The organism is Mycobacterium sp., assembly GCF_035623875.1.
In the GTDB taxonomy this organism is placed as follows: Bacteria; Actinomycetota; Actinomycetes; order Mycobacteriales; family Mycobacteriaceae; genus Mycobacterium.
Genome location: NZ_DASPSP010000162.1, coordinates 15,220 through 35,543, shown reverse-complemented (window position 1 = coordinate 35,543; position 20,324 = coordinate 15,220). Strand labels below are relative to the sequence as shown.

The 20,324-nt window shown below is 65.6% G+C and carries 20 protein-coding genes and 2 pseudogenes; 14 read left to right on the top strand and 8 right to left on the bottom strand.

Annotated elements, in window-relative coordinates; all coding sequences use genetic code 11:
• The 3 genes from VEI45_RS13200 to VEI45_RS13190 form a co-directional block, all read left to right on the top strand.
• Positions 1 to 834 (top strand): 1,4-alpha-glucan branching protein domain-containing protein (locus VEI45_RS13200; RefSeq protein WP_324853830.1); only part of this gene is annotated, 834 nt, incomplete at its 5' end.
• Complete coding sequence (locus VEI45_RS13195) at positions 831 to 2,075, top strand: glycosyltransferase family 4 protein (protein WP_324853828.1); 1,245 nt, start codon at positions 831 to 833, stop codon at positions 2,073 to 2,075. The genes VEI45_RS13200 and VEI45_RS13195, both read left to right, overlap by 4 nt.
• A 37-nt stretch (positions 2,076 to 2,112) precedes the next feature.
• Complete coding sequence (locus VEI45_RS13190; protein WP_324853826.1) at positions 2,113 to 3,471, top strand: TIGR01777 family oxidoreductase; 1,359 nt, start codon at positions 2,113 to 2,115, stop codon at positions 3,469 to 3,471.
• Between the two features lie 6 nt (positions 3,472 to 3,477).
• Here the strand turns inward: VEI45_RS13190 and VEI45_RS13185 are convergent, their stop codons facing one another.
• Positions 3,478 to 4,101 carry a TIGR03085 family metal-binding protein gene (locus VEI45_RS13185; protein ID WP_324853825.1) on the bottom strand — a complete coding sequence of 208 codons (624 nt, stop codon included), beginning with the start codon at positions 4,099 to 4,101 and terminating at the stop codon, positions 3,478 to 3,480.
• Between the two features lie 244 nt (positions 4,102 to 4,345).
• Here VEI45_RS13185 and VEI45_RS13180 point away from each other — a divergent pair, with 244 nt between their 5' ends.
• Genes VEI45_RS13180 through VEI45_RS13140 form a run of 9 tightly spaced genes read left to right on the top strand, consistent with a single transcriptional unit; the run spans position 4,346 to position 12,190 of the window.
• On the top strand, positions 4,346 to 5,431 hold the full coding sequence (locus VEI45_RS13180; RefSeq protein WP_324853843.1) for a polyprenyl synthetase family protein: 1,086 nt from the start codon (positions 4,346 to 4,348) through the stop codon (positions 5,429 to 5,431).
• Between the two features lie 28 nt (positions 5,432 to 5,459).
• The gene (crtI, locus tag VEI45_RS13175) at positions 5,460 to 6,989 is read left to right on the top strand and encodes a phytoene desaturase family protein (RefSeq protein ID WP_324853823.1); all 1,530 of its coding nucleotides are present in this window, start codon (positions 5,460 to 5,462) and stop codon (positions 6,987 to 6,989) included.
• On the top strand, positions 6,986 to 7,948 hold the full coding sequence (locus VEI45_RS13170) for a phytoene/squalene synthase family protein (RefSeq protein ID WP_324853821.1): 963 nt from the start codon (positions 6,986 to 6,988) through the stop codon (positions 7,946 to 7,948). The genes crtI and VEI45_RS13170 overlap by 4 nt, the downstream gene beginning before the upstream one ends.
• On the top strand, positions 7,945 to 8,268 hold the full coding sequence (locus tag VEI45_RS13165) for a lycopene cyclase domain-containing protein (protein ID WP_324853819.1): 324 nt from the start codon (positions 7,945 to 7,947) through the stop codon (positions 8,266 to 8,268). The genes VEI45_RS13170 and VEI45_RS13165 overlap by 4 nt, the downstream gene beginning before the upstream one ends.
• Complete coding sequence (locus VEI45_RS13160; RefSeq protein ID WP_324853817.1) at positions 8,265 to 8,576, top strand: lycopene cyclase domain-containing protein; 312 nt, start codon at positions 8,265 to 8,267, stop codon at positions 8,574 to 8,576. Before VEI45_RS13165 ends, VEI45_RS13160 begins: the two co-directional genes overlap by 4 nt.
• A complete protein-coding gene (locus tag VEI45_RS13155; RefSeq protein ID WP_324853815.1) occupies positions 8,563 to 9,288 on the top strand; it encodes a class I SAM-dependent methyltransferase in 726 nt (241 codons plus the stop codon). The genes VEI45_RS13160 and VEI45_RS13155 overlap by 14 nt, the downstream gene beginning before the upstream one ends.
• On the top strand, positions 9,285 to 10,808 hold the full coding sequence (locus tag VEI45_RS13150) for an FAD-dependent oxidoreductase (RefSeq protein ID WP_324853813.1): 1,524 nt from the start codon (positions 9,285 to 9,287) through the stop codon (positions 10,806 to 10,808). The genes VEI45_RS13155 and VEI45_RS13150 overlap by 4 nt, the downstream gene beginning before the upstream one ends.
• Complete coding sequence (locus VEI45_RS13145) at positions 10,805 to 11,806, top strand: DUF5914 domain-containing protein (RefSeq protein ID WP_324853811.1); 1,002 nt, start codon at positions 10,805 to 10,807, stop codon at positions 11,804 to 11,806. Before VEI45_RS13150 ends, VEI45_RS13145 begins: the two co-directional genes overlap by 4 nt.
• A gap of 21 nt (positions 11,807 to 11,827) precedes the next feature.
• Positions 11,828 to 12,190, top strand: coding sequence for a DUF2784 domain-containing protein (locus VEI45_RS13140; protein WP_414687470.1), 363 nt, complete (start codon positions 11,828 to 11,830; stop codon positions 12,188 to 12,190).
• Here VEI45_RS13140 and VEI45_RS13135 read toward each other — a convergent pair.
• From VEI45_RS13135 to VEI45_RS13120, 4 genes and pseudogenes are all read right to left on the bottom strand, one after another.
• A pseudogene (locus tag VEI45_RS13135) lies at positions 12,187 to 12,867 on the bottom strand (phosphodiesterase). The gene VEI45_RS13140 and the pseudogene VEI45_RS13135 overlap by 4 nt on opposite strands.
• Before the next feature lie 183 nt (positions 12,868 to 13,050).
• A complete protein-coding gene (locus VEI45_RS13130) occupies positions 13,051 to 13,449 on the bottom strand; it encodes a PPOX class F420-dependent oxidoreductase (protein ID WP_324853807.1) in 399 nt (132 codons plus the stop codon).
• 137 nt (positions 13,450 to 13,586) lie between these two features.
• Positions 13,587 to 15,059 carry a DUF2867 domain-containing protein gene (locus VEI45_RS13125; RefSeq protein ID WP_324853805.1) on the bottom strand — a complete coding sequence of 491 codons (1,473 nt, stop codon included), beginning with the start codon at positions 15,057 to 15,059 and terminating at the stop codon, positions 13,587 to 13,589.
• A gap of 2 nt (positions 15,060 to 15,061) precedes the next feature.
• Positions 15,062 to 15,564, bottom strand: a pseudogene (locus VEI45_RS13120) (hypothetical protein).
• 375 nt (positions 15,565 to 15,939) lie between these two features.
• Between VEI45_RS13120 and VEI45_RS13115 the strand changes: the two are divergent.
• Positions 15,940 to 16,614: a GAF and ANTAR domain-containing protein gene (locus VEI45_RS13115; RefSeq protein WP_324853803.1), complete on the top strand. Its 675-nt coding sequence runs from the start codon at positions 15,940 to 15,942 to the stop codon at positions 16,612 to 16,614.
• Positions 16,615 to 16,774: 160 nt separating this feature from the next.
• Positions 16,775 to 17,338, top strand: a complete 564-nt coding sequence (locus VEI45_RS13110) for a MarR family winged helix-turn-helix transcriptional regulator (protein ID WP_324853801.1) — start codon at positions 16,775 to 16,777, stop codon at positions 17,336 to 17,338.
• Positions 17,339 to 17,364: 26 nt separating this feature from the next.
• Here the strand turns inward: VEI45_RS13110 and VEI45_RS13105 are convergent, their stop codons facing one another.
• The 3 genes from VEI45_RS13105 to VEI45_RS13095 all read right to left on the bottom strand — a co-directional run bounded on the left by VEI45_RS13105 (position 17,365) and on the right by VEI45_RS13095 (position 20,259).
• Positions 17,365 to 18,615 (bottom strand): glycosyltransferase, encoded by a 1,251-nt coding sequence (locus tag VEI45_RS13105; protein WP_324853799.1) that lies wholly within the window; start codon positions 18,613 to 18,615, stop codon positions 17,365 to 17,367.
• Positions 18,616 to 18,634: 19 nt separating this feature from the next.
• Positions 18,635 to 19,660: a type 2 isopentenyl-diphosphate Delta-isomerase gene (gene fni, locus VEI45_RS13100; protein WP_324853841.1), complete on the bottom strand. Its 1,026-nt coding sequence runs from the start codon at positions 19,658 to 19,660 to the stop codon at positions 18,635 to 18,637.
• An 86-nt stretch (positions 19,661 to 19,746) separates the two neighbouring features.
• The gene (locus VEI45_RS13095; protein ID WP_324853797.1) at positions 19,747 to 20,259 is read right to left on the bottom strand and encodes a MarR family winged helix-turn-helix transcriptional regulator; all 513 of its coding nucleotides are present in this window, start codon (positions 20,257 to 20,259) and stop codon (positions 19,747 to 19,749) included.
• Positions 20,260 to 20,324: the final 65 nt, after the last annotated feature.

Here is a 20,324-nt window from a genome sequence, read left to right as displayed (position 1 = left end):
GGACGCGACCTGCAGGTCAGCTACCGGGTGTGGTCGCCGAAGTCCGGTTATCCCGGCCACGCCGCATACCGCGATTTCCACACCTACGACCACCGCACCGGCCTCAAGCCGGCCCGGGTCACCGGCCGCAACGTGCCGTCGGACGCTAAGGCACCCTACGATCCCGAGCGTGCCGATCGCGCAATCGACGGCCACGTCGATGATTTCGTCAACGTGGTCCGCGGCCGGCTGCAGGCCGAATCTGAGCGCATCGGGCGGCCGGCGCACGTCGTGGCCGCGTTCGATACCGAGTTGTTCGGCCACTGGTGGTACGAGGGACCGGTCTGGCTGGAGCGGGTGCTGCGAGCATTGCCCGAGGCCGGGGTGCGCATCGGCACGCTGAGCGACGCCGTCGCCGAGGGTTTCGTCGGCGCCGCTGTCCAATTACCGCCCAGCTCATGGGGTTCCGGCAAGGACTGGCAGGTGTGGGCCGGTGACAAGGTGGCCGACCTGGTACAACTCAACACCGAAGTCGTCGACACCGCGCTGGGCACAGTCGACAAGGCGCTGGCCCAGACCGCGTCGTTGGACGGGCCGACCCCCCGCGACCAGATCGCCGATCAAATCCTGCGCGAGACACTGCTTACCGTGTCCAGCGATTGGCCGTTCATGGTCAGCAAGGACTCGGCCGCCGACTACGCCCGCTATCGGGCTCATCTGCATGCACACGCCACCCGTGAGATCGCCGGAGCACTGGCGTCGGGCCGCCGGGAGGTCGCCCAGCGCCTGGCCGATGGCTGGAACCGGGCCGACGGCCTGTTCGGGGCACTGGACGCACGCAGGCTGCCGCGATGAGAGTTCTGCTGGTGTCGTGGGAGTATCCACCGGTCGTAATCGGTGGACTCGGTCGCCACGTCCATCACCTGGCGACGGCGCTGGCATCCGCCGGGCACGAGGTTGTCGTGCTGTCCCGCCGCCCGTCGGGCACCGATCCGAGCACCCACCCGTCGTCGGATGAAATAAGCGAAGACGTCCGCGTCGTCGCGGCCGCCCAGGACCCGCACGAGTTCACCTTCGGCAAGGACATGATGGCCTGGACGCTAGCGATGGGCCACGCCATGGTCCGCGCCGGATTGTCACTGAAGGACCAGTCAAGCGACCACCCGTGGCGCCCCGATGTCGTACACGCCCATGACTGGCTGGTCGCCCATCCGGCCGTCGCATTATCCGAGTTTTACGACGTGCCAATAGTTTCCACGATTCACGCGACCGAAGCCGGACGGCACTCCGGCTGGGTCTCCGGATCGCTGAGCAGGCAGGTGCATGCCGTGGAGTCGTGGTTGGTGCGCGAATCCGATTCGCTGATCACGTGTTCGGCGTCGATGTGCGACGAGATCACCGACTTGTTCGGGCCCGGGCTGGCCGAGATCACCGTGATCCGCAATGGCATCGACGCGGCCCGCTGGCCATTCGCGAGTCGCCGGCGGCGCAGTGGGCCGGCGGAACTGCTGTTTGTGGGCCGACTGGAATACGAGAAGGGTGTGCACGACGCGATCGCGGCACTGCCGCGGATCAGGCGCGCCCATCCCGGTACCACGCTGACGATCGCCGGTGAGGGCACCCAGCAGAGCTGGCTCGTCGAGCAGGCTCGTAAACACCGGGTGCTCAAGGCAACCCGGTTCGTCGGGCGGCTCGATCACGACGAGCTCTTGGCGGCGCTGCATCGCGCCGACGCCGCGGTGCTACCCAGCCACTACGAGCCGTTCGGTCTGGTGGCGCTGGAGGCCGCGGCGGCGGGAACGCCGTTGGTGACAACGAACATCGGCGGCCTGGGCGAGGCGGTGATCAACGGTGAGACCGGGATGTCTTGTCCACCGCGCGATGTGACACGGCTGGCCAAAGCCGTCGGCGCTGTGCTTGACGATCCGGCCGCCGCTGCGCGCCGGGCCCGGGCCGCTCGCGAACGCCTGACCTCGGACTTCGATTGGCGCACGGTGGCTGACGAGACCGCGCAAGTGTATCTGGCGGCCAAACGCCGCGAACGTCAACCGCTGCCGCGGCTGCCCATCGTCGAGCACGCGCTACCGGACCGGTAGTCGACCGACCCGCCACGACTATCGGTACCGTCGATGGATGGAATTTGTGTATTCGAGCGTCGTCGACGCCCCAATTCACGAAGTGTTCGACTGGCACACCCGCCCCGGCGCGATCACCCGGCTGAGCCCGCCGTGGCAGCCGGTGCGGGTCGTCGCCGAAACAGATTCGCTGGAGCACGGACGCGCCGAGCTCGGCCTGCCCGGCGGTCTGCGCTGGGTGGCTGAGCACCAGCCGGAGTCCTACGATCCGCCGCGCCGCTTCGTCGACTCGATCGGCACCGATGGACTGGCCTCGTTGCCGGTGCGGCTCGCCGTCCGGTGGCGGCATACCCACGAATTCGAAGAACTCAGCGGTGAGCGCACTCGGGTGACCGACCGCGTCGCCACACCGGTCCCCGCCAGTGCGCTGCGCGCGATGTTCGCTTACCGGCATCGCCAGTTGGCCGATGACATCGCCGCGCACCGTCGTGCGACCGCCCACAGGTTGGCGCCGACAACCGTCGCCGTCACCGGGTCGTCCGGGCTGGTCGGGTCGGCGTTGACCGCCTTTCTGTCTACCGGCGGTCACCGGGTGATCCGCCTGGTGCGCCACCGGGCCAACAAACCTGATGAGCGACAATGGAATCCAGACGACCCAGATCCGGATCTGCTGACCGGCGTCGATGCGGTGATTCACCTGGCGGGCGCTTCGATCGCCGGCCGCTTCACCGCGTCGCACCGAGCCGCGATTCGCGACAGTCGAATCGGTCCCACTCGCCGATTGGCTGAACTGATCGCCAAAGCGCCCGACGGGCCGAAGGTGCTGATCTGCGCGTCGGCGATCGGATACTACGGCTACGACCGTGGTGAGCAGACCTTGACCGAGGACAGCGATCGTGGGGACGGGTTCCTCGCCGGTGTGGTCGACGAGTGGGAATCAGCCGCGACAGCAGCCGAGCAGGCAGGTGTCCGGGTGATACGGGTGCGCACCGGGATTGTGCAGTCCCCGAGCGGCGGGACGCTTCGCCTGCAGCTTCCGTTGTTCCGCGCCGGGCTCGGCGGTCGCCTCGGCGACGGTCACCAGTGGTTCTCCTACATCGGGATCGACGACCTGGTCGACATCTACCACCGTGGACTGTGGGACACCGCGCTGTCCGGACCGGTCAACGCGGTGGCCGCCGATCCGGTCCGCAACATCGACTACACCCGAACGCTCGCCAAGGTGCTACGCCGGCCCGCGGTGCTACCGGTGCCGTCGCTTGGACCGCGGCTGCTGCTGGGCGAGCAGGGCGCCCGCGAACTCGCCTGCGCCAATCAACGTGTGCTGCCGTCGCGGCTGCAGCAGGCCGGTCACCGGTTCCGCCATCCCAACCTCGATCAGACGCTGCGGCATCTGCTCGGCCGAACCCCGGCATAACGGCGATTACAGGCCGCGGCGCGCCGCTCGCACGGCGGCGACGGTTTGCGGGTCGCCGCCGAATTCGATGCGCGCGACATCGCGGCCCGCGACGAACAACACCAATTCCTCAGGTGCGCCGGTGACGGTGACGTTATCGCCACGGCCGACGCGGGCGATCTGGTGTCCGTCGGTCGTCTGCAGGACAACCCGGGCGGGCAGCTTCGCCAGTGTCATGCGGCTCAGCAGACCGAGCTGGCGGCCCAGTGCGGCGACGGTCGATTCGTCGAGCACCCTGGGCTGCCAGCCGTCGACGGCGCGGCGGACGTCCTCGTGATGGATGAACATCTCGCCGAGGTTGGCCACCGAGTCGAGCAGCTTGAACGGCGAGTAAACCGGCGGCCCGGAGGCGACCATCTCGACAAGGTCGTCCCAGCCGGTTGACCGCGCCGTCTGGTTCTGGACCTTGGCGGTGTAACCGGCAAGAAAGGGAATCGCGATCCCGGGTGTGGCGTCCAGTCGCCGTTCTCGCACGACGAGGTGAGCTGCCAGATCCCGGGTCGTCCAGCCCGCGCAGAGAGTGGGCGCGTCGGGTCCAACGGCGCGCAGGGTCTGGACGAGCGCGCTTCGTTCGCGCTGGGCGGCGGTCATCGCCACACGATAGGCCAGACAGCACGTTTGCCCTGGCGAGCGAGCGAGATGTTCAGTAAGTTAATGTTTAACCTTGTGAAGAGAACCTGGGTGCGGCCAGGACGGCGTGTTTGTCTTCGTTGTCAGGGGGTATGACCGCGTGAGTTTGAGCCGTTCGAACTGGTGGCGACCCGATCTTTTGAGAGGGGCTTCGGTGTCCGAGCTGCGTGGATTGTCGTTGGTGCCATCCGCCGAGCCGACGGAGCTGGCACAGAAATCCTGGTCAGATCTTGGTCGATTCGACGCATGGCGAATCGGCGTGCGACGTACTGTGCTGACCCACGTCGCCGAATTCGTCGCCAATCGATGCGCCGCCGAGTTGCACCAGGCCGGTGTCGAGGTTGCCGGTGATATCCTGATGCACTTCCTCACCGGCGGCAAGTGCCTCCGCTCAACCTTCATGTACCTGGGCTGGCTATCCGGCGCCGAGGACAGCAACGAGGCGTTGTACGCGGCCGCCAGCTTGGAACTGCTGCACGCCTTCGCGTTGCTGCAAGACGACGTCATGGACGCTTCACCGTCGCGACGAGGCCGCCCGGCGGCGCACATCCAATTCCGCGACTGGCATCGAAAGCGCGGGCTGTCCGGATCGCCGGAACGGTTCGGCGAATCAGCGGCGATCCTGCTCGGTGATCTATGCCTGATCTGGGCCGAGCAGATGCTCCGCGAGAGTGGCGTCGAGCATCGCTGGCTGCAACAGGCGTTGCCGCGTTACGACGCCATGCGCACCGAGCTGGCGCTGGGTCAATTCGCCGATCTCGCAAGCGATGTCCGCGACCTGCCTTCGATGGCGGCGGTGCTGGAGGTGGCGCGCCGCAAGTCGGGCAACTACACGGTGCGTCGGCCGTTGGAGATCGGTGCGGCGATGAGCGGCTGCAGCGATCGCACATTGTCAGGGCTGGGCCGCTACGGCACAGCCGTGGGAGAAGCGTTCCAGCTGCGCGACGACTTGCTGGGCGTCTTCGGCTCTGAAGCGGCGACCGGTAAGCCCAGCGGCCGGGATCTCGTCGACCGCAAGGCGACCAGTGTGGTGATCGCCGCACACCAACTGGCCGATGCGCCCACCCGCAGACAGCTCACGGACTTGATGAATGACGGCAACCTCGACCACACCGCAATCGACCGCTGGCGGACACTGATCGTCACGACCGGCGCCGTACAGTGGATCGAAGACTTGATCAGCGACCGCGTGGAGTCGGCGCGCGATGAACTCGACGAGCTTAGGCTGGACGAATCGGTGCGGGCCGCGCTGGCGAACATGGCCGCCGTATGCACGGAGCGCACCGAATGACACGTCTGACTGCAAGGGGTATTCGCTGATGCGGACCGTGCCGGGGCCAAGCGATCGGGTGGTCGTGGTCGGCGCAGGCTTCGCCGGTCTGTCGGCGGCCCTGCATCTGGCCGGTCGAGGCCGCGAAGTCACGGTGATCGAACGCCGATCCTGGCCCGGTGGACGTGCCGGGCGGCTCGATGTCAACGGTTATCGGCTCGACACCGGACCGACGGTGCTGACGATGCCCGACATCATCGATGAGACATTCGCCGCGGTCGGCGAAACCTCTTCGGGACGACTGGATTTGCGTGAAGTGGATCCGGCCTACCGCGCGCAGTTCGCCGATGGCAGCAGCCTCGACGTTCACAGCGATGCGGATCAAATGGCCGCCGCGATCGAGGAATTCGCCGACGCCAGGCAGGCCGCGGGTTACCGGCAGCTGCGCGATTGGCTGACCCGGTTGTACCGCACCGAATTCGACGGATTCATCGCCAGGAACTTCGATTCCCCACTGTCGCTGCTGAATCCGCAGCTGGCTCGGCTCGCGGCGATCGGCGGATTCCGCAGATGGGATGCCATGGTCAAGCGCCACATCACCGACCCGCGGCTGCGACGAGTGTTCACGTTCCAGTCGCTGTATGCTGGTGTGGCGCCCAGGCAGGCTCTGGCGGTCTATGCGGTGATCGCCTACATGGACACCGTCTCGGGAGTGTTCTTTCCGCGCGGCGGTATGCGAGCGCTGCCCGATGCGCTGGCCGCCGCCGCCACAGATGCCGGCGTGCGATTCCAATACGATGCGACGGTCACCGGCCTGGAATGCGCCGGGGGCCGTGTTGCGGCGGTCCACACCGAGCAGGATCAGCGTATCGCCTGCGACGCAGTGGTGCTGACCAGTGAACTGCCGCAAACCTACGAGCTGCTGGGCCGCAAACCGCGTCGTGTTGGCGCCCTGCGGCCGGCGCCGTCGGCGGTTGTCGTCCACGTCGGCAGCCCCCACCGGCCGTCGGCGAATCGCCCGCTGGCACACCACAACATCGTGTTCGGCGGGGCATGGGATCAGACTTTCACCGACATCATCCGCGATGGGCGGCTCATGCGGGATCCGTCGTTGCTCGTCACCAGGCCGACGGCCAGCGACCCGAGTCTGGCCCCGGTCGGCCAGGACCTGTTCTACATCCTGGCCCCGGCACCCAACCTCACCCGCGGCGTCGTCGACTGGTCCCGGATCGGCCACGCCTACGCCGATCAACTGGTCGACACCGTTGCAGCCCGACTGGTGCCGGGCTTGCGCGCCGACGCCGACGTGGTGCATGTCGTCAATCCCGATGACTGGGCCCGCCAAGGTATGGTCGCCGGCACTCCGTTTGCGCTGGCTCACACGTTCGCACAGACCGGACCATTCCGTCCGGCTAACACCGTGCGCGGCATCGACAACGCGGTGTTAGCCGGATCGTCGACCGTGCCCGGCGTCGGCGTACCGACCGCATTGATCTCCGGGCGGCTAGCCGCCGACCGCATCACCGGCATCGTCGAGGAGTCAAAGCAAAGCGTCGTCACCGAATCCGGCCTGCGATGATCCGCGGTGAGTTGGACGCGGCCGGTATCGAGGATCCGGAGCTGCGCAGCGCGTATCGACGCTGCCGCCAACTCAACGCCGCCCACGGCCGCACCTTCTTTCTGGCCACCAGATTGCTTGCGCCCGAACAACGCCCGCCGGTCCATGCGCTGTACGGCTTCGCCCGTTACGCCGACGACATCCTCGACGACTTCGATCCGGCCCTGGACACCGCGACCCGGGCGGCGCGGCTGCAGCAGTTGTGCGAGCAGTTCTTCGCACGCAGCGACCACGGAGGCGATCCCGTCCTCACCGCGGTCACCCATACCGCACGCCGCTACGGCATCGGTGACGATCTGTTCCACGACTTTCTCGCGTCCATGCGGATGGATCTGACGATCACCGACTATCCCAACCGCGCCGCGCTCAACCAGTACATGAAGGGCTCTGCGGAAGCGATTGGCCTGCAACTGCTTCCGATCCTGGGCACGGTCGGCCCGACCGAGCAAGCCGCGCCATACGCTGCAGCGCTGGGCAGGGCCTTCCAACTCACTAATTTTCTGCGGGATGTCGACGAAGACCTGATGCGACAGCGGGTTTACTTACCCGCCGACGAATTAGCCGCCCATGACGTCGACAGCGAGCTGCTGATGTGGTGCCACCGCAATCGCCGGACCGATCGCCGGGTGCGCGAAGCGCTGGCCGAACAGCACGACGTCGCCCGTCAGACCTACCGGTATGCCGCCGACGGGATCGCCCTTTTGGCGCCGCGTTCGCGATCCTGCGTGGCCACGGCGCTGACGCTGTACTCCGAAATTCTCGACCGCATCGAGGACTGCGACTTTGCTGTGTTCAACCGGCGCGCCACCGTGGGGACCGCTCGACGGCTGCACGTCGCCGGTGTCGGGCTGCTGCGTTCATGGCGGGCGCGGCTGACGCACCCGGCTCCGTCAGCTGATCGCCGATCCGGTGTTGCGTGATGGATCGCTGGCAATACCTCATCGTTCTTGCGGCGTGCCTGGCGATCACCTTTCCGTTAGAGATTTTCGGCGACGGCGTCTACCGCCAAGCATGGCGTGCCATCCGCGCTGTGTTGCCCGTGGCGGCCGTCTTTCTGCTCTGGGACGAGGTGGCGATCGGGGCGCACGTGTGGACCTACAACCGCGCCTACATCGTTGGCGCATATGTCCCGTTCCAGCTGCCGATCGAAGAGGTGTTGTTCTTCGTCGTCATCCCGGTGTGTGCGCTGCTGACCTACAACGCGGTAAGCACCATTCTCGAACGGTTCAACCGCCGATGACCGTCCTTGGCTACACCGTACCGGCCGTGCTGGCGGTGCTGGCTGTATGCGCGCTCGAGTTGGCGGCGTTGCGCACCGGGCTTTTTCGACGCCCCGCTTACTGGTTGTCGATGTTGATTGTGATCGGCTTTCAAATCTTGGTGGACGGCTGGCTGACGAAGCTCAGCGCCCCGATCGTCATCTATGACGATCGGCAGACCAGCGGCATCAGGTTTCCGTTCGACATCCCGGTCGAAGATTTCCTGTTCGGCTTCGCATTGGTCACTGCTGTACTGCTGCTCTGGGAACGACAACGTGAGCGTCGGTAGGACCGGTCTGCCCCGCCGCGACGTGGCGGCTGCTTTCGACGTCGGCGCGCCCGCCTACGACCGGCTGGTCGGTGCCAACCCCGAATACCATGCTCACCTACGACTTTCGGCGCGCCGCATGCGCCTGCCCGGCCGCGGGCAAGGCCTGCGGTTGCTCGACGCCGGCTGCGGCACCGGCGCGTCGACGGCTGCACTGCTGCGAGTCGCTCCGCAAGCCGACATCATCGCCGTCGACGCGTCACGGAGAATGCTCGATGAAGCACGGGCCAAATCATGGCCGCCATCGGTCCGGTTCGTGCATGCCCCCGTCGAGGCGCTCGCCGAAAACGGCGTCGCCGGACCGTTCGACGGGATTCTGGCCGCCTATTTGATCCGCAACCTGTCGGATCCCGACGCCCAACTACGCGCTTTCCGCGACTTGCTGCGACCCGGCGCCACGTTGGCGGTCCACGAGTACTCCGTGCGCGACTCTCGGGCCGCTACCTGGGTTTGGCACGCGGTGTGCTGGGCCATCATCATTCCATCCGGTTGGCGGCAAACGCGCGACGCGACGCTGTACCGCCACCTGTGGCGTAGCGTGTTGACGTTCGACGGCGTACGGCAATTCCGGCACCGGTTGCGCGACGCCGGGTTCGCCGCCGTGCACAGCGAAACCATGCCCGGATGGGAGACCAACATCGTCCACACCTTCCTCGGGGATGCGCCGCGATGAGCGATCGTCGCCGCCGCACGCATACGGCACCAGGGGGATTGCCCAGCGCGGAGGCGCTGTCGTCTCGGCCGCGGGCAGTCGTCGTCGGCGCCGGCATCGCGGGCTTGGCCGCTGCGACGGGTCTGGCCGAGCGCGGCATCCGCGTCGACATCGTGGAGCGCGAGGAGTACCTGGGCGGACGGGTCGGCGCTTGGACCGAGCAATACCGCGGGGTCGAGGTCGGAATGAACCGGGGCTTTCACGCCTTCTTCCGGCAGTATTACAACCTGCGGGCGTTGCTGCGCCGCGTCGACCCGCAGCTGTCCATGCTGAGCCCGGTCGACGATTACCCGCTGATCGACGGTGCCGGCCGACGGGACAGCTTCCGTGGTTTGCCACGCACACCCCCGTGGAACGCGCTGGCATTCGCGTTGCGCAGTCCCACCTTTCGACTTCGCGACCTGGTCAAGATCGATGCTCGGGCTGCCGCGCCGCTCGCCGCGGTGTCGCTGCCCGACGTCTATCGCCGCCTCGATCACATCGATGCCGAAGCTTTTCTGAAGAGCCTCAATTTCCCCGAGGCGGCGCGCCATCTCGCTTTCGAGGTGTTCTCTCGCAGCTTCTTTGCCAGTCCGATGCAACTGTCGGCCGCGGAGCTGGCGACGATGTTCCACATCTATTTCCTGGGCTCCAGCGAGGGTCTTATCTTCGACGTCCCGAACGCCAATTACGACACCGCGCTGTGGCAGCCGCTGCAGGAGTATTTGACCGAGCTTGGGGTGCACTTCCACCAAGGCAGCACCGTGGCAAGCATCGAGGGCGGCGACGCGCACAGGTTCCGCATGCACACCGACTCACATGACCATCTGGACGCGGACGCGGTCGTGCTGGCCACCGACGTGGCCGGTTTGCAGCGGATCGTGGCTGCATCACCTGACCTTGGCAACAAGATGTGGCGGGATCGGATCAGGTGGCTGCGCACCGCGCCGCCGTTCGTAGTGCATCGACTGTGGCTCAACCGCCCGGTGGCGGGCGATCGGCCGGCGTTTCTGGGCACCGCTGGCCACGAACCACTCGACAACATCAGCGTTCTCGACCGCTACGAACGCCAAGCCGCCGAATGGGCACGGCAACACTGTGGTTCAGTCGTCGAATTGCATTCGTATGCTGTCGAATCCCCGCATGCTGAGGACACTGCGGTACGGCGCCTGCATGAGCTCTACCCCGAAACCGCCCGCGCACAGGTACTTTACGAGCGGATGCTGCATCACCGCGACTGCCCGCTGTTCGCGCCCGGGACCCACGCGCGTCGACCCGGCGTAACCACACCGCTGCCCGGCCTGCTGCTGGCCGGTGACGGGATCCGCATCGACCTGCCGGTGGCGCTGATGGAGCGCGCGGCCACCACCGGCTGGTCGGCGGCCAACCAAATATTGGCGCAATGGGGACTTGCCGGCCACGCCCTGTGCACGGTTCCCACCCACGGTCGCTCGGCGCTGTTGCGCTTTCTTGCCGGACGAGAAAGGCTTTCTCAGCGATGACTATCGGCGACTACATGCGGCGACACTGGCCCAAGGATTGGCCGCTGCAGGCCGTTCCTCCAGCGGTCTGGGCCGACCAGCGTCCGACGTATCGCGACGCCCAGCCCGCCATCATCAACGCCGCGCTGGACCGATCGCAGCGCAGGCCGACCGGCAACTGGTATGCGTTCGCCGCGAGCCGCGACGTGCGGACCGGCCGGCCCTTTGGCACCCGCGTCGCCGGCATCGAATTGGTCGCCTGGCGCGATCAGCACGACCGACTCCGCGTCGGCCCGCGCAGTTGCCCGCACCTGGGCGCCGACCTCGCTACTGCGATGGTGCACCGCGGCAGCCTGATCTGCCGGTGGCACGGTCTTTGCTTCGACGGCGAGGCAAACGAACTCGGGTGGAAGCCGTTATCCAGCCACGACGACGGCGTGTTGGCGTGGGTGCGTCTGGATAGCGTCGGCGGCGAAGCGCCGCTCGACCAGCCGGTGATTGCGGCCAGGCCGGCAGGCGACACCCTGCACGCCGTCAGCCGGCTGGTCGGTACGTGCGAACCCGTCGACATCATCGCCAATCGGTTAGATCCGTGGCATGGCGCGTGGTATCACCCCTACTCGTTTACCCGGCTCGATGTGCTCACCACTCCCACCGAAGAGGCGGACCGATTCCTAGTCGCGGTGACGTTCCGCCTCGGGCGCATCGGCGTACCCACCGTCGCGGAGTTCGCCAGCCCCGAGGCACGCACCATCGTGATGCGCATCGTGGATGGCGAGGGAACCGGAAGCGTCGTCGAAACCCATGCCACGCCAATCGGTTTGGGTGCCGACAACCGCCCGCGCACGGCGGTCATCGAAGCCGTCATCGCCCAATCGGACCGCACCGGATTCAAGCGGGCCCGCCGCGCCGCCCCGCTGATTTCCGGACTGATGCGCTTTGCCGCGTCGCGGCTGTGGCGCGACGACCTTGCCTATGCCGAGCGTCGTTACCAGCTGCGCGCCGACGTGACATCGTGAGCCCGCCAAGCAATGAAGCGAATGCCCTCCGCCGCCGTGGTTCTCACCGTCGGTGCGCACTTCGCCTACCTGGGCTATCTGCCAAGCGGCGGATTTCTGGCACTGCGTTGGCCGCGCAGCATCGTGCTGCACGTGCCGACGGTGCTGTGGGGTGTCGGCGTCGTGGCTTTCGGCCTGCCCTGCCCGCTGACCGAACTCGAACGGTGGGCGCGCGCCCGCGCCGACATGGATCCACTGCCGAACTCCGGCTTCATCGACCGCTACGTTGCCGGGGTCTTTTACCCGGCTAACCGGACCGGCGCCGCGCAGGGATTGGCTTTCGTGTCGGCCGCCGTCTCATGGGTCGCTTTCGCGTCGAAACTCAAGCGCCGTCAACCCGGTTAGTTCGCCTCCCGGCCATCCCGGCTGCGGTCATAGGCACGTGCTCTCAGGTCGGCAAGCCTCGTGGGTAGAGCTCAACTCCCTGTGCGGTGTGCAGCACCGGGTCGAAGGACACGTCATCACCGATCTGGGGTGTGAAGACTTTGGTCAGCATGGCGCGAGCCAACGGACAAAAATTTGATGTGCCGTGGGCCTGGTCCAGCTCGACCTCGATCTCACCGCGGTCGAGTTGGTTGCGGACGCGGGCCAGCGATACGGCGACGCCGTCGATTTTGGTCGTTATCCGCGCGCGCAGCCACCAGTTGATTCCCCGATAATGCAGTGGCATAAGGCTTGTCATCGTTTGCCCGGTCCACGATGTGGCGGGCCGCAGCCCTATCGTCCGGCCCAACAAGCCGGAGCCCGCAGATGCCAGCAGCATGTCCCAGTCGGTGGTCGAATCCACCTGCGGCACAATCCGGAGCGCCAGGCCAATGACGTCAGGCAGTGCGCCTGGTGTCCCGGCAGCCTTCGACACCCGGGCAACGACACTGGGTGACGGCACCGGCAACCCACTATGAGTCGGCGCTACCCGTTCGATGATGCCTTCGGCCAGCACACCGTCGGGGTGGGAAAACCCGGCGCTGCCGCAACGCTGAGCCCCATCGAAACGGTGCCGTGGTGAGATCCAACAAATTCATCGACCCGGAGTTCCCGGTTTGGGCTAGCTGAAAACCGCGCGACCGGCTCGGCGCTGCTCGAAGGAATCATCGATGAAGAACGTGCACATGGCGCTCGTGGTCACCACCGTCGGGCGCGCATCTCGGTTATCTGCCCGCGCAGCCACCTAGCTCCGCAGTCGGCGCCCGGATACGACTTTCAGCTCAGGGTAAGAGCGCGATCCGCAGAATCACTCGCGGCTTCACACCGCCACTGGTAAGGCCTTCGAGGAATGTCACGAGGCGGTACATCAAGCCGTATTTGCAGTGAATCACCTCGGCCAAACGCTCGACGGTCTCCGCATCGGTGATCACGTCGGCAATCCCGTCGACGGGCTTGGCTCCTTTCCTGGGTTTGCCGCGCAGTCCGCTAGGCTGCAGCGTGACCCGAGGATTGTTGCTGACGCGCTTGACTTTCGAGCTGTCAGCAGGCGTCCAGACAAACAAGTGGTCGCAGTCGCGGCCGATCCACATGGGCGTCGCAACCGGGTCGCCGTTTCTCTTGAACGTGGCAAGCGATACGAATTTTTGCACCGCCAATGCTGTCGTCAGGTCATCTGTCATCGCTGCTCCATGATGCTGAACTTACCGACCAGCCGACAACGGTCGAAGACTCCGTCCAAATTGAGCGGATGCAATGAATTCCGACGTAAGGGCCGTTGACGTGACCGTTGATCAGTTCGCCCACGAAGCCCCGATCTTCAAACCCCGGCTGGGTACGTCAACCCTGCAGCGGCAGAGGTGATATCGCGGGCGATACCTCCGAGCACCGCGTCACGAAATAGCCCGGACGCCGTCCAAAACGCTTCACCGGCAAGGCCATACGGCTGAAATAGGGTGCGTTGGCGATAACAAGAGCGTCCGTCGCCGTCATCGTGCACCGATAGCTCAAGCCAAAGCCGGCCGGGGAGCGGGATGTCGGCGCGAAGCCGCAGCAAGTGTGGCCGGTCAATGTGCTCGACGCGCCACCAATCCAGCGCCTCACCGGGGTGCAGACGATGCGGAAGGCGCGATGATCGGTCAGCCTTTGCGGCGCCGGCGAATTGGCCGATCCAGCCGCGCAATGCCCATGCCAGCGGGGTGGCCGACCAGCCGTGTTCGGCGCCAATCGAGTCGAAAACCTGCCACAGTGTTTCGACATCGGTGTATAGGCGGCGTTCAGAAACGCGCTCGTGCAGCGGTCCGCCGGCCCACGGCGGGTCGGTAGGCAGCGGCCGCGAGAGTGGGTCGTCGGCTGCGTGCCGCGACCAACGAGTCCGCAGGTCGCCGTCCCGCACCCGGGCCAGGGCCAGTTCGACGGCGTCTTCGTAGTGGGTGAGTCCGTCCTGAGGGTCCGGGATGTGCTCGGCGATATCGTGCTCGGTGCACACCACGTCGTTTTCTAGGGAGTCCATCAGCGACGACGCCAGGACGCGGGGCAGCGGGGTGATCAGGTGGACCCAGTGCGACGACAGCCGTGGAGTCAGTACCGGCACCGGAATCGCGATGCGGCGCTGCAGGCCCGCGATCGCCGCGTATCTGCAGATCATGTCGGTATACGTGAAGGTGTCGGGGCCGCCGATATCGAAGGCCCGGCTCACCTCGGCCGGCAGCTGGGCCGCGTTGGTCAAGTAGTACAGCACGTCACGCACTGCGATGGGCTGAACCTGGGTTCGCAGCCACCGCGGTGTCACCATCAGCGGCAGCCGTTCGGTCAGATAACGCAGCATCTCAAAGCTGGCCGATCCCGCCCCGATGATCGCCGCCGCGCGCAGTTCCACGGTGGGAACTCCGGACTCTTGGAGCAGCCGGCCCACTTCGGCGCGCGAAGCCAGGTGGTCGGACAATCGCTGCTGATCGGGGATGATGCCGCCGACATAGACGATGCGGGAAAGTCCGGCCTGGTTTGCGGCGTCGGCGACGATCGTGGCGGCGCGCGCATCGAAGTCCACGAAATCCGACCGCAGCAGTGAGTGCACCAGGTAGTAGAGAACTTGTTGCCCGTCGAGCGCTTGACGCACCCGATCGGCGTCATTGACGTCGCCTTGGACCACTTCGATCTGCTGGCGCCATGGCACGTCGTCGAGCTTGGCGAGCCGGCGCGCCATCACCCGGACATCATGACCGGCTGAAAGCAGTTCGGGAACCAGGCGGGCGCCAAGGTAGCCGGTGGCACCGAATACGACGCAGCGCATGCTTATTCCTCCGTGGGCTCGGATACCGATTCGGGTGGGCCGGCGGTGTGCGCCAGATGGCCGTGCGTGCGCTGCCGCTCTTTCGTCGCTGCCTCGAACACATGTCTGCGGCCGCCGGTAAGGCGTTGCCGCACCAGCTTTTCCACATCCTTGAAACACAAGTAGTAGCCGTCGTCGTATTCCTCGACGACCTGGAAGCTCCGGGCAGCACGTTGCGTCCGATCAAGTGCTCGGTGACGTGTTGAGCCAGTTGCGGGTAGCCCGCGTTCAGCAGTTGCTGGACGGCGTCGTCGAGCAACAGGTCAGCACGCCCGGTGAGTTGATGAAATGAATAAAGATGCCCGCGGGCTCGCTCGGCCATCTCCAAGGCCTCCGAGACCTTGCCCGCCGCGCGCACCACGGCGTCCGCGGGTTGGTGATTGCAGCCTCGAATTGTGCTGTCGTCTGCGCCCAATGTCAGCCCCGCACCACTGTCCGCCGCAGTGCGAACGCGGCGGGCCGACATCTGGACGACATAGAACGCATATCTACTTCACAAGCTTAATAGTTAAGATTATTGTGTCAAATGAGGGGATTAGCGGCTGATCTCGCCCAGCAGACCCGGCTGCGAGGGTCGATGTTGCCGGCATGCAGATCCGGCGCCTGGTCGAAAAATCCGATGCGGAGCGCAGGAGATGACTGGCAAAAGCAGCGCGACAAGTAATGGCGGCATGGCTTCTGCCCACGACCCAACTGGGACGAGTTTCGGGCATGACAGCGGCCGACACGTCATCTTGCCCGACGGCCAACCGGCGACGTGCGGAACAGGGCATCGCGGTACTCGCTGATGAACGGGGCCACGATCCGACCGAGAAGTGACCCGGTGAGTTCGCAAAACGCGATGTTCTTGCAGGCCGCCCGGCTGGTCGCGGACTTACAGCAACGCGCATCGTTCGATACGGGTGCGCTGCTCCTGAAGTTGATCGAAGGCGCCGTCGCATCGGTGCCCGGTGCCCAATATGCCGGCATCACCATCAACACGCGACACCAAACTAGCGAAACCGCTGCCGCGACTCACCGCTACCCCGTGATGCTGGATGAGATCCAGAGTCGCTGGCAGCAGGGACCTTGCCTGTCGGCCGCGACGCAACAAGACAGCGTCCGCATCGATGATCTCAGGGCCGATCATCGCTGGCCGCTCTACCGTGACGAGGCACTCCAGCAGACGCCGATTCGGTCGATCCTGTCGTTCGGGATGTTTGGGCATGGCAAGACCACTGCTGCGCTCAACTTCTATGCCGAGCCGACCAACGCATTCGATGACACGTCAGCGAATGTGGGGGTGATTTTCGCCACCCACACCGCACTGGCGTGGAACATGCTGCAACGTGAACAGCAGTTCCGCGCTGCACTTGTCTCGCGCGACATCATCGGCCAGGCAAAAGGCATGCTCATGGAACGTCTCGACGTCGACGCTGCCGCAGCGTTCGGCTTACTCAAGCGGGTTTCTCAAGAGTCCAACACCCCGGTTGTACAGCTCGCCCAGCAGGTTATTTCCGGCGATCATCCGCTGTGATGCCACTGGCCGCGTCCGCGAAGGACGATCGGGGGCTCGCGCGTTAGCAGTGGCGGTAGCGCCGCCATTCGGACACACTTTCAAGTTGCTAACGTATTGCCGCTGATCCAGCGGGTTTCCGATAGGCTATCCGACACATCGCCGAGAAGGATGCGGTTAGATGACTAAGCGGGGCACAAAGAGTTCACCTCCCAGCCGAGCGGACTTGGAGAAACTCATGTCCGCGGATATGCGGGCGGTCACAGCGCAGTCTGATCGGATAGGTCGCTATTTCGCGCGCCAGAACCAAGTAAGCGGCAACGACTTCCACGCCTTGCTACACGTCATGGTTGCCGAGACTGCTGGAACGCCGTTGACCATGGCTCAGTTGCGGCAGCGCATGGACGTCTCCCCGGCTGCGATCACCTACCTAGTCGACCGGATGATCGACGCCGGCCACCTCCGGCGTGAAGCGGATCCCGGGGATCGACGCAAAGCGCTTCTTCGGTATGCGGACAGCGGTATGGAACTGGCACACGCGTTTTTCGCCCCACTGGGCATCCATCTCCGCGCCGCGCTCGCCGACCTGAGCGACAACGACCTCATGGCGGCTCATCGAGTGTTCACCGCGATGATCGCTTCGATGTCGACGTTTGAGAGTGAACTGGCTGCGCAGCAACATAAATCGGTAACTGCGCAAGCTGCCGAAACCAGTGATCTCGCGAAAAGCACTGAGCCTGGCTGACCTATGCGCCACGGCGTTTAGCGGGGTTACTCCGCAACCTGTCTGGCGGCCGGCCGCAGCAGGTGCTCCTCGACTAAGTCGGCTCCCCGGGCAACGCCTCCGGTCGTGGCGAAACCGGCTGCCACACGTCGCGCGCCATCGGTCATCGTCGTCGTCTTGCGAACCGCTTCGAGTAGCCTTGGCGCGCTGAGTTTCTCGGCCGGCAGCCGGATACCGCAGCGAGCCACTTCGACGCGCCGCGCGACCTCAGCTTGGTCACGAGCGAAAGGAACGACGCAGACCGGCACGCCGCTGTTTAGTGCCTTGACCGTCGTGCCCATTCCGCCATGGGTGATCGCACAGCAGGCGCGCTCGAGCACCGCGCCGTGCGGGACGAATTGGCGCACCGTGGCGTTGGCTGCCTCGGGCAGGTCGGGGGGCACCCCCGCGGGGAAGGTCGCGACGATGTGGACCGACTCGCCCGCCAACGCCTGTAATGCGGTGCGCCCCAACACCGCATCAGCCTGCCTGATCGAGGAAGTGCTGACCAGCACGATGGGCTGATCGATCGATGCCACCCAGTCGGGCGGAACAGCGGGCCCGGGCTCGAATACGCAAGCACCGATCAGGTGGACCGCGTCGCCCCAGCCGGGATGCGGATACTCGAAAGGTTCGCCACCGACCGCCAACAGCAACGGCGCCCGCCGCATCAAACCGTCGACCGAGCTGATCGCCGGCGCCCCCACTTCGGTGCGAATGTGGTTCACGTGCGCCAATATTCGTCGGTCAAACAGATGTGTCACGAACGGGCGAATCGCCGCATCGCGGAGCTGGCCCAGTACACCGGGCAATGGCCGCAGTCCCGGGCCGAACGGCGGCACTCCGGGAGACCGCAGATAGGGCGTGAACGGTGAGAACACCAGCCACGGCAGATCGCCGGCATCGGCCACCGAAATGGCGCCCCAGCAGTTCGCGTCGACGATCACCGCATCCGGTCGCACCCGCTCGACGGCGGCACGTAGATCGCCGACTTCGAACACCGCCCGCCGACACAGCACGTCGATCGACATCTTCAACACGTCCAAGGCGTTTCGCCCCAGCCAATCCGGTCCGCCGATGGCCTCGATCCGCGGGTCGACCGGTTCGGCGCGGATGCCGGCTGCGTGCACTTCGGCAACGCCGGCGGACATGGTGACGAGATGGACCTGATGCCCGCGCCGGGCAAGCTCACTCAGCAGTGCAGCGAGCGGAAACAGATGGCCAAGTGCGGGCGATCCGTAGGCAAGTATTACCGCCATATGCGCCAACCACCCGGAATTACGGCATCGGTGTCACGCCGGTATCGCGCAGCGCCAACAGATCCGCCGCGCCGGCACCGTGCAGGCAGATTCGTAGCTCGTCGATGAACCGATCGAGCCAACCCACTACCGCACCAGAGGATTCGATCGCCGCTGCGAGCAGCGGGCGGGCGATCGCCACTACGTCGGCGCCCAACGCCAGCGCTTTGGCGGCGTCCATGCCGGTGCGAATCCCACCGGAGGCGACCAGCGGGATAGTGGGCAGCGCCTCCCGGACCTCAACGATCGCCCGCGCCGTGGGTATGCCCCAATCGGCTAAGTCGGGATAACGCAGCTCGCCGTACCGAACAAGTTGCTCCACGCGTGACCACGAGGTGCCGCCGGCCCCCGCGACGTCGATAGCCGCCACTGGCGGCTCGCCCGATGGACCCAGCAACTTCGCGACCGCCGATCTGCCGATGCCGTGGCCAACCTCTTTGAGCAGCACCGGATATTCCAGTGCGCCGGCAACTTCGCGCAGCCTGTCGACCGAGCCGGAGAAGTCGCCGTCACCGTTGCGCTGCACCGCCTCCTGCAGCGGATTGGTGTGCACCGCAAGCGCATCTGCTCCGACCCGTTTCAGGGCGTACGAAATGTCGTCAATGGCTGACGCTGTCAACTGCGAGAGCCCAATATTGCCGAACAACAACACATCTGGTGCCACGTCGCGGACGGTGAAGCTGGCGGCCGCCTGCTCCCCCAACGCACTGTCCAACATGATCCGCTGTGAGCCGAGCATCATCCCGATACCCAGCCGTTGGGCGGCCGCGGCCAGGTTCTTGTTGATCGTCCCGGACAGCTCGGCGCCGCCGGTCATTGCACCGATCAGAACCGGGGCTCGCAACGGCGCGCCGAGGAACTCGGTGGACAAGTCGATGTGGGCGAGGCTTGTCTGCGTCAGCGCGTTGTACGGCAGGCGGTAGCGTTCCAACCCGGTCGTGACTCCGGAATACGCGACCCGCTCATCAAGGCACACGTCGATGTGACGTCGTTTGCGGGTCGTCATCCCGGCCGGGTCAGTTGCCACGGCGCTTTGCCCCTTCTCTGGTTGGCATGTGCTCGGTTCAGCGCGCACCATCGGGTTACCCCGTATCAGCATGCTGGATGCCCGGGTGGTTCGACAGAAGCCAGCTCATCTTGATATCGCCGCATGGCATCGATCAACGCGGCGAACACCCGCCGAGCCGCAGCCAGATCAGCGTCGGGCAAGTCCGCCATCGCGGTGCGGGCGTGTATGCCCAACGGCGCGAAGAATGCACGGGCGGTGTCGAGGCCGGATTCGGAATAGCGCAGGATCACCTTGCGCCGGTCGCCCGGGTCGGATTCCCGTTTGATGTGACCCGAGGCCATCATCCGGTCCACGAGGTAGGTGATGGCCGCGCCGGAAAGCCCCATCCGCTGGCGCAGCTCACCAGAGGTGATCAGTTGACCAGTGGTTTCGGCGACCATAATGTGCAGCAACGCGCGAAAGTCGGTAGGCCGCACGTCGTGCTGGAACGCGAAGACCCGGCCGATCTGTTCGGATTCGGCCGTCAACACCCGCAGATCGGCTGCGACCTGCCACTCCAGCGCGGCCCGGCCGTCCGCGGTCTCATCAGAGCCCATGACCTCTGCAGCATATCCGTTACTTCAGTTGATTAATACTTCAAACATTGAAACACTTGGTGGCG

Excerpts from the sequence above, each read along its gene's own strand:
- VEI45_RS13195 (WP_324853828.1), top strand. The coding sequence starts at position 831 with ATGAGAGTTCTGCTGGTGTCGTGGGAGTATCCACCGGTCGTAATCGGT.
- VEI45_RS13190 (WP_324853826.1), top strand. The coding sequence starts at position 2,113 with ATGGAATTTGTGTATTCGAGCGTCGTCGACGCCCCAATTCACGAAGTG.
- VEI45_RS13185 (WP_324853825.1), bottom strand. The coding sequence starts at position 4,101 with ATGACCGCCGCCCAGCGCGAACGAAGCGCGCTCGTCCAGACCCTGCGC.
- crtI (WP_324853823.1), top strand. The coding sequence starts at position 5,460 with ATGCGGACCGTGCCGGGGCCAAGCGATCGGGTGGTCGTGGTCGGCGCA.
- VEI45_RS13170 (WP_324853821.1), top strand. The coding sequence starts at position 6,986 with ATGATCCGCGGTGAGTTGGACGCGGCCGGTATCGAGGATCCGGAGCTG.
- VEI45_RS13160 (WP_324853817.1), top strand. The coding sequence starts at position 8,265 with ATGACCGTCCTTGGCTACACCGTACCGGCCGTGCTGGCGGTGCTGGCT.
- VEI45_RS13150 (WP_324853813.1), top strand. The coding sequence starts at position 9,285 with ATGAGCGATCGTCGCCGCCGCACGCATACGGCACCAGGGGGATTGCCC.
- VEI45_RS13145 (WP_324853811.1), top strand. The coding sequence starts at position 10,805 with ATGACTATCGGCGACTACATGCGGCGACACTGGCCCAAGGATTGGCCG.
- VEI45_RS13140 (WP_414687470.1), top strand. The coding sequence starts at position 11,828 with ATGCCCTCCGCCGCCGTGGTTCTCACCGTCGGTGCGCACTTCGCCTAC.
- VEI45_RS13130 (WP_324853807.1), bottom strand. The coding sequence starts at position 13,449 with ATGACAGATGACCTGACGACAGCATTGGCGGTGCAAAAATTCGTATCG.
- VEI45_RS13125 (WP_324853805.1), bottom strand. The coding sequence starts at position 15,059 with ATGCGCTGCGTCGTATTCGGTGCCACCGGCTACCTTGGCGCCCGCCTG.
- VEI45_RS13115 (WP_324853803.1), top strand. The coding sequence starts at position 15,940 with ATGTTCTTGCAGGCCGCCCGGCTGGTCGCGGACTTACAGCAACGCGCA.
- VEI45_RS13110 (WP_324853801.1), top strand. The coding sequence starts at position 16,775 with ATGACTAAGCGGGGCACAAAGAGTTCACCTCCCAGCCGAGCGGACTTG.
- VEI45_RS13105 (WP_324853799.1), bottom strand. The coding sequence starts at position 18,615 with ATGGCGGTAATACTTGCCTACGGATCGCCCGCACTTGGCCATCTGTTT.
- fni (WP_324853841.1), bottom strand. The coding sequence starts at position 19,660 with ATGACGACCCGCAAACGACGTCACATCGACGTGTGCCTTGATGAGCGG.
- VEI45_RS13095 (WP_324853797.1), bottom strand. The coding sequence starts at position 20,259 with ATGGGCTCTGATGAGACCGCGGACGGCCGGGCCGCGCTGGAGTGGCAG.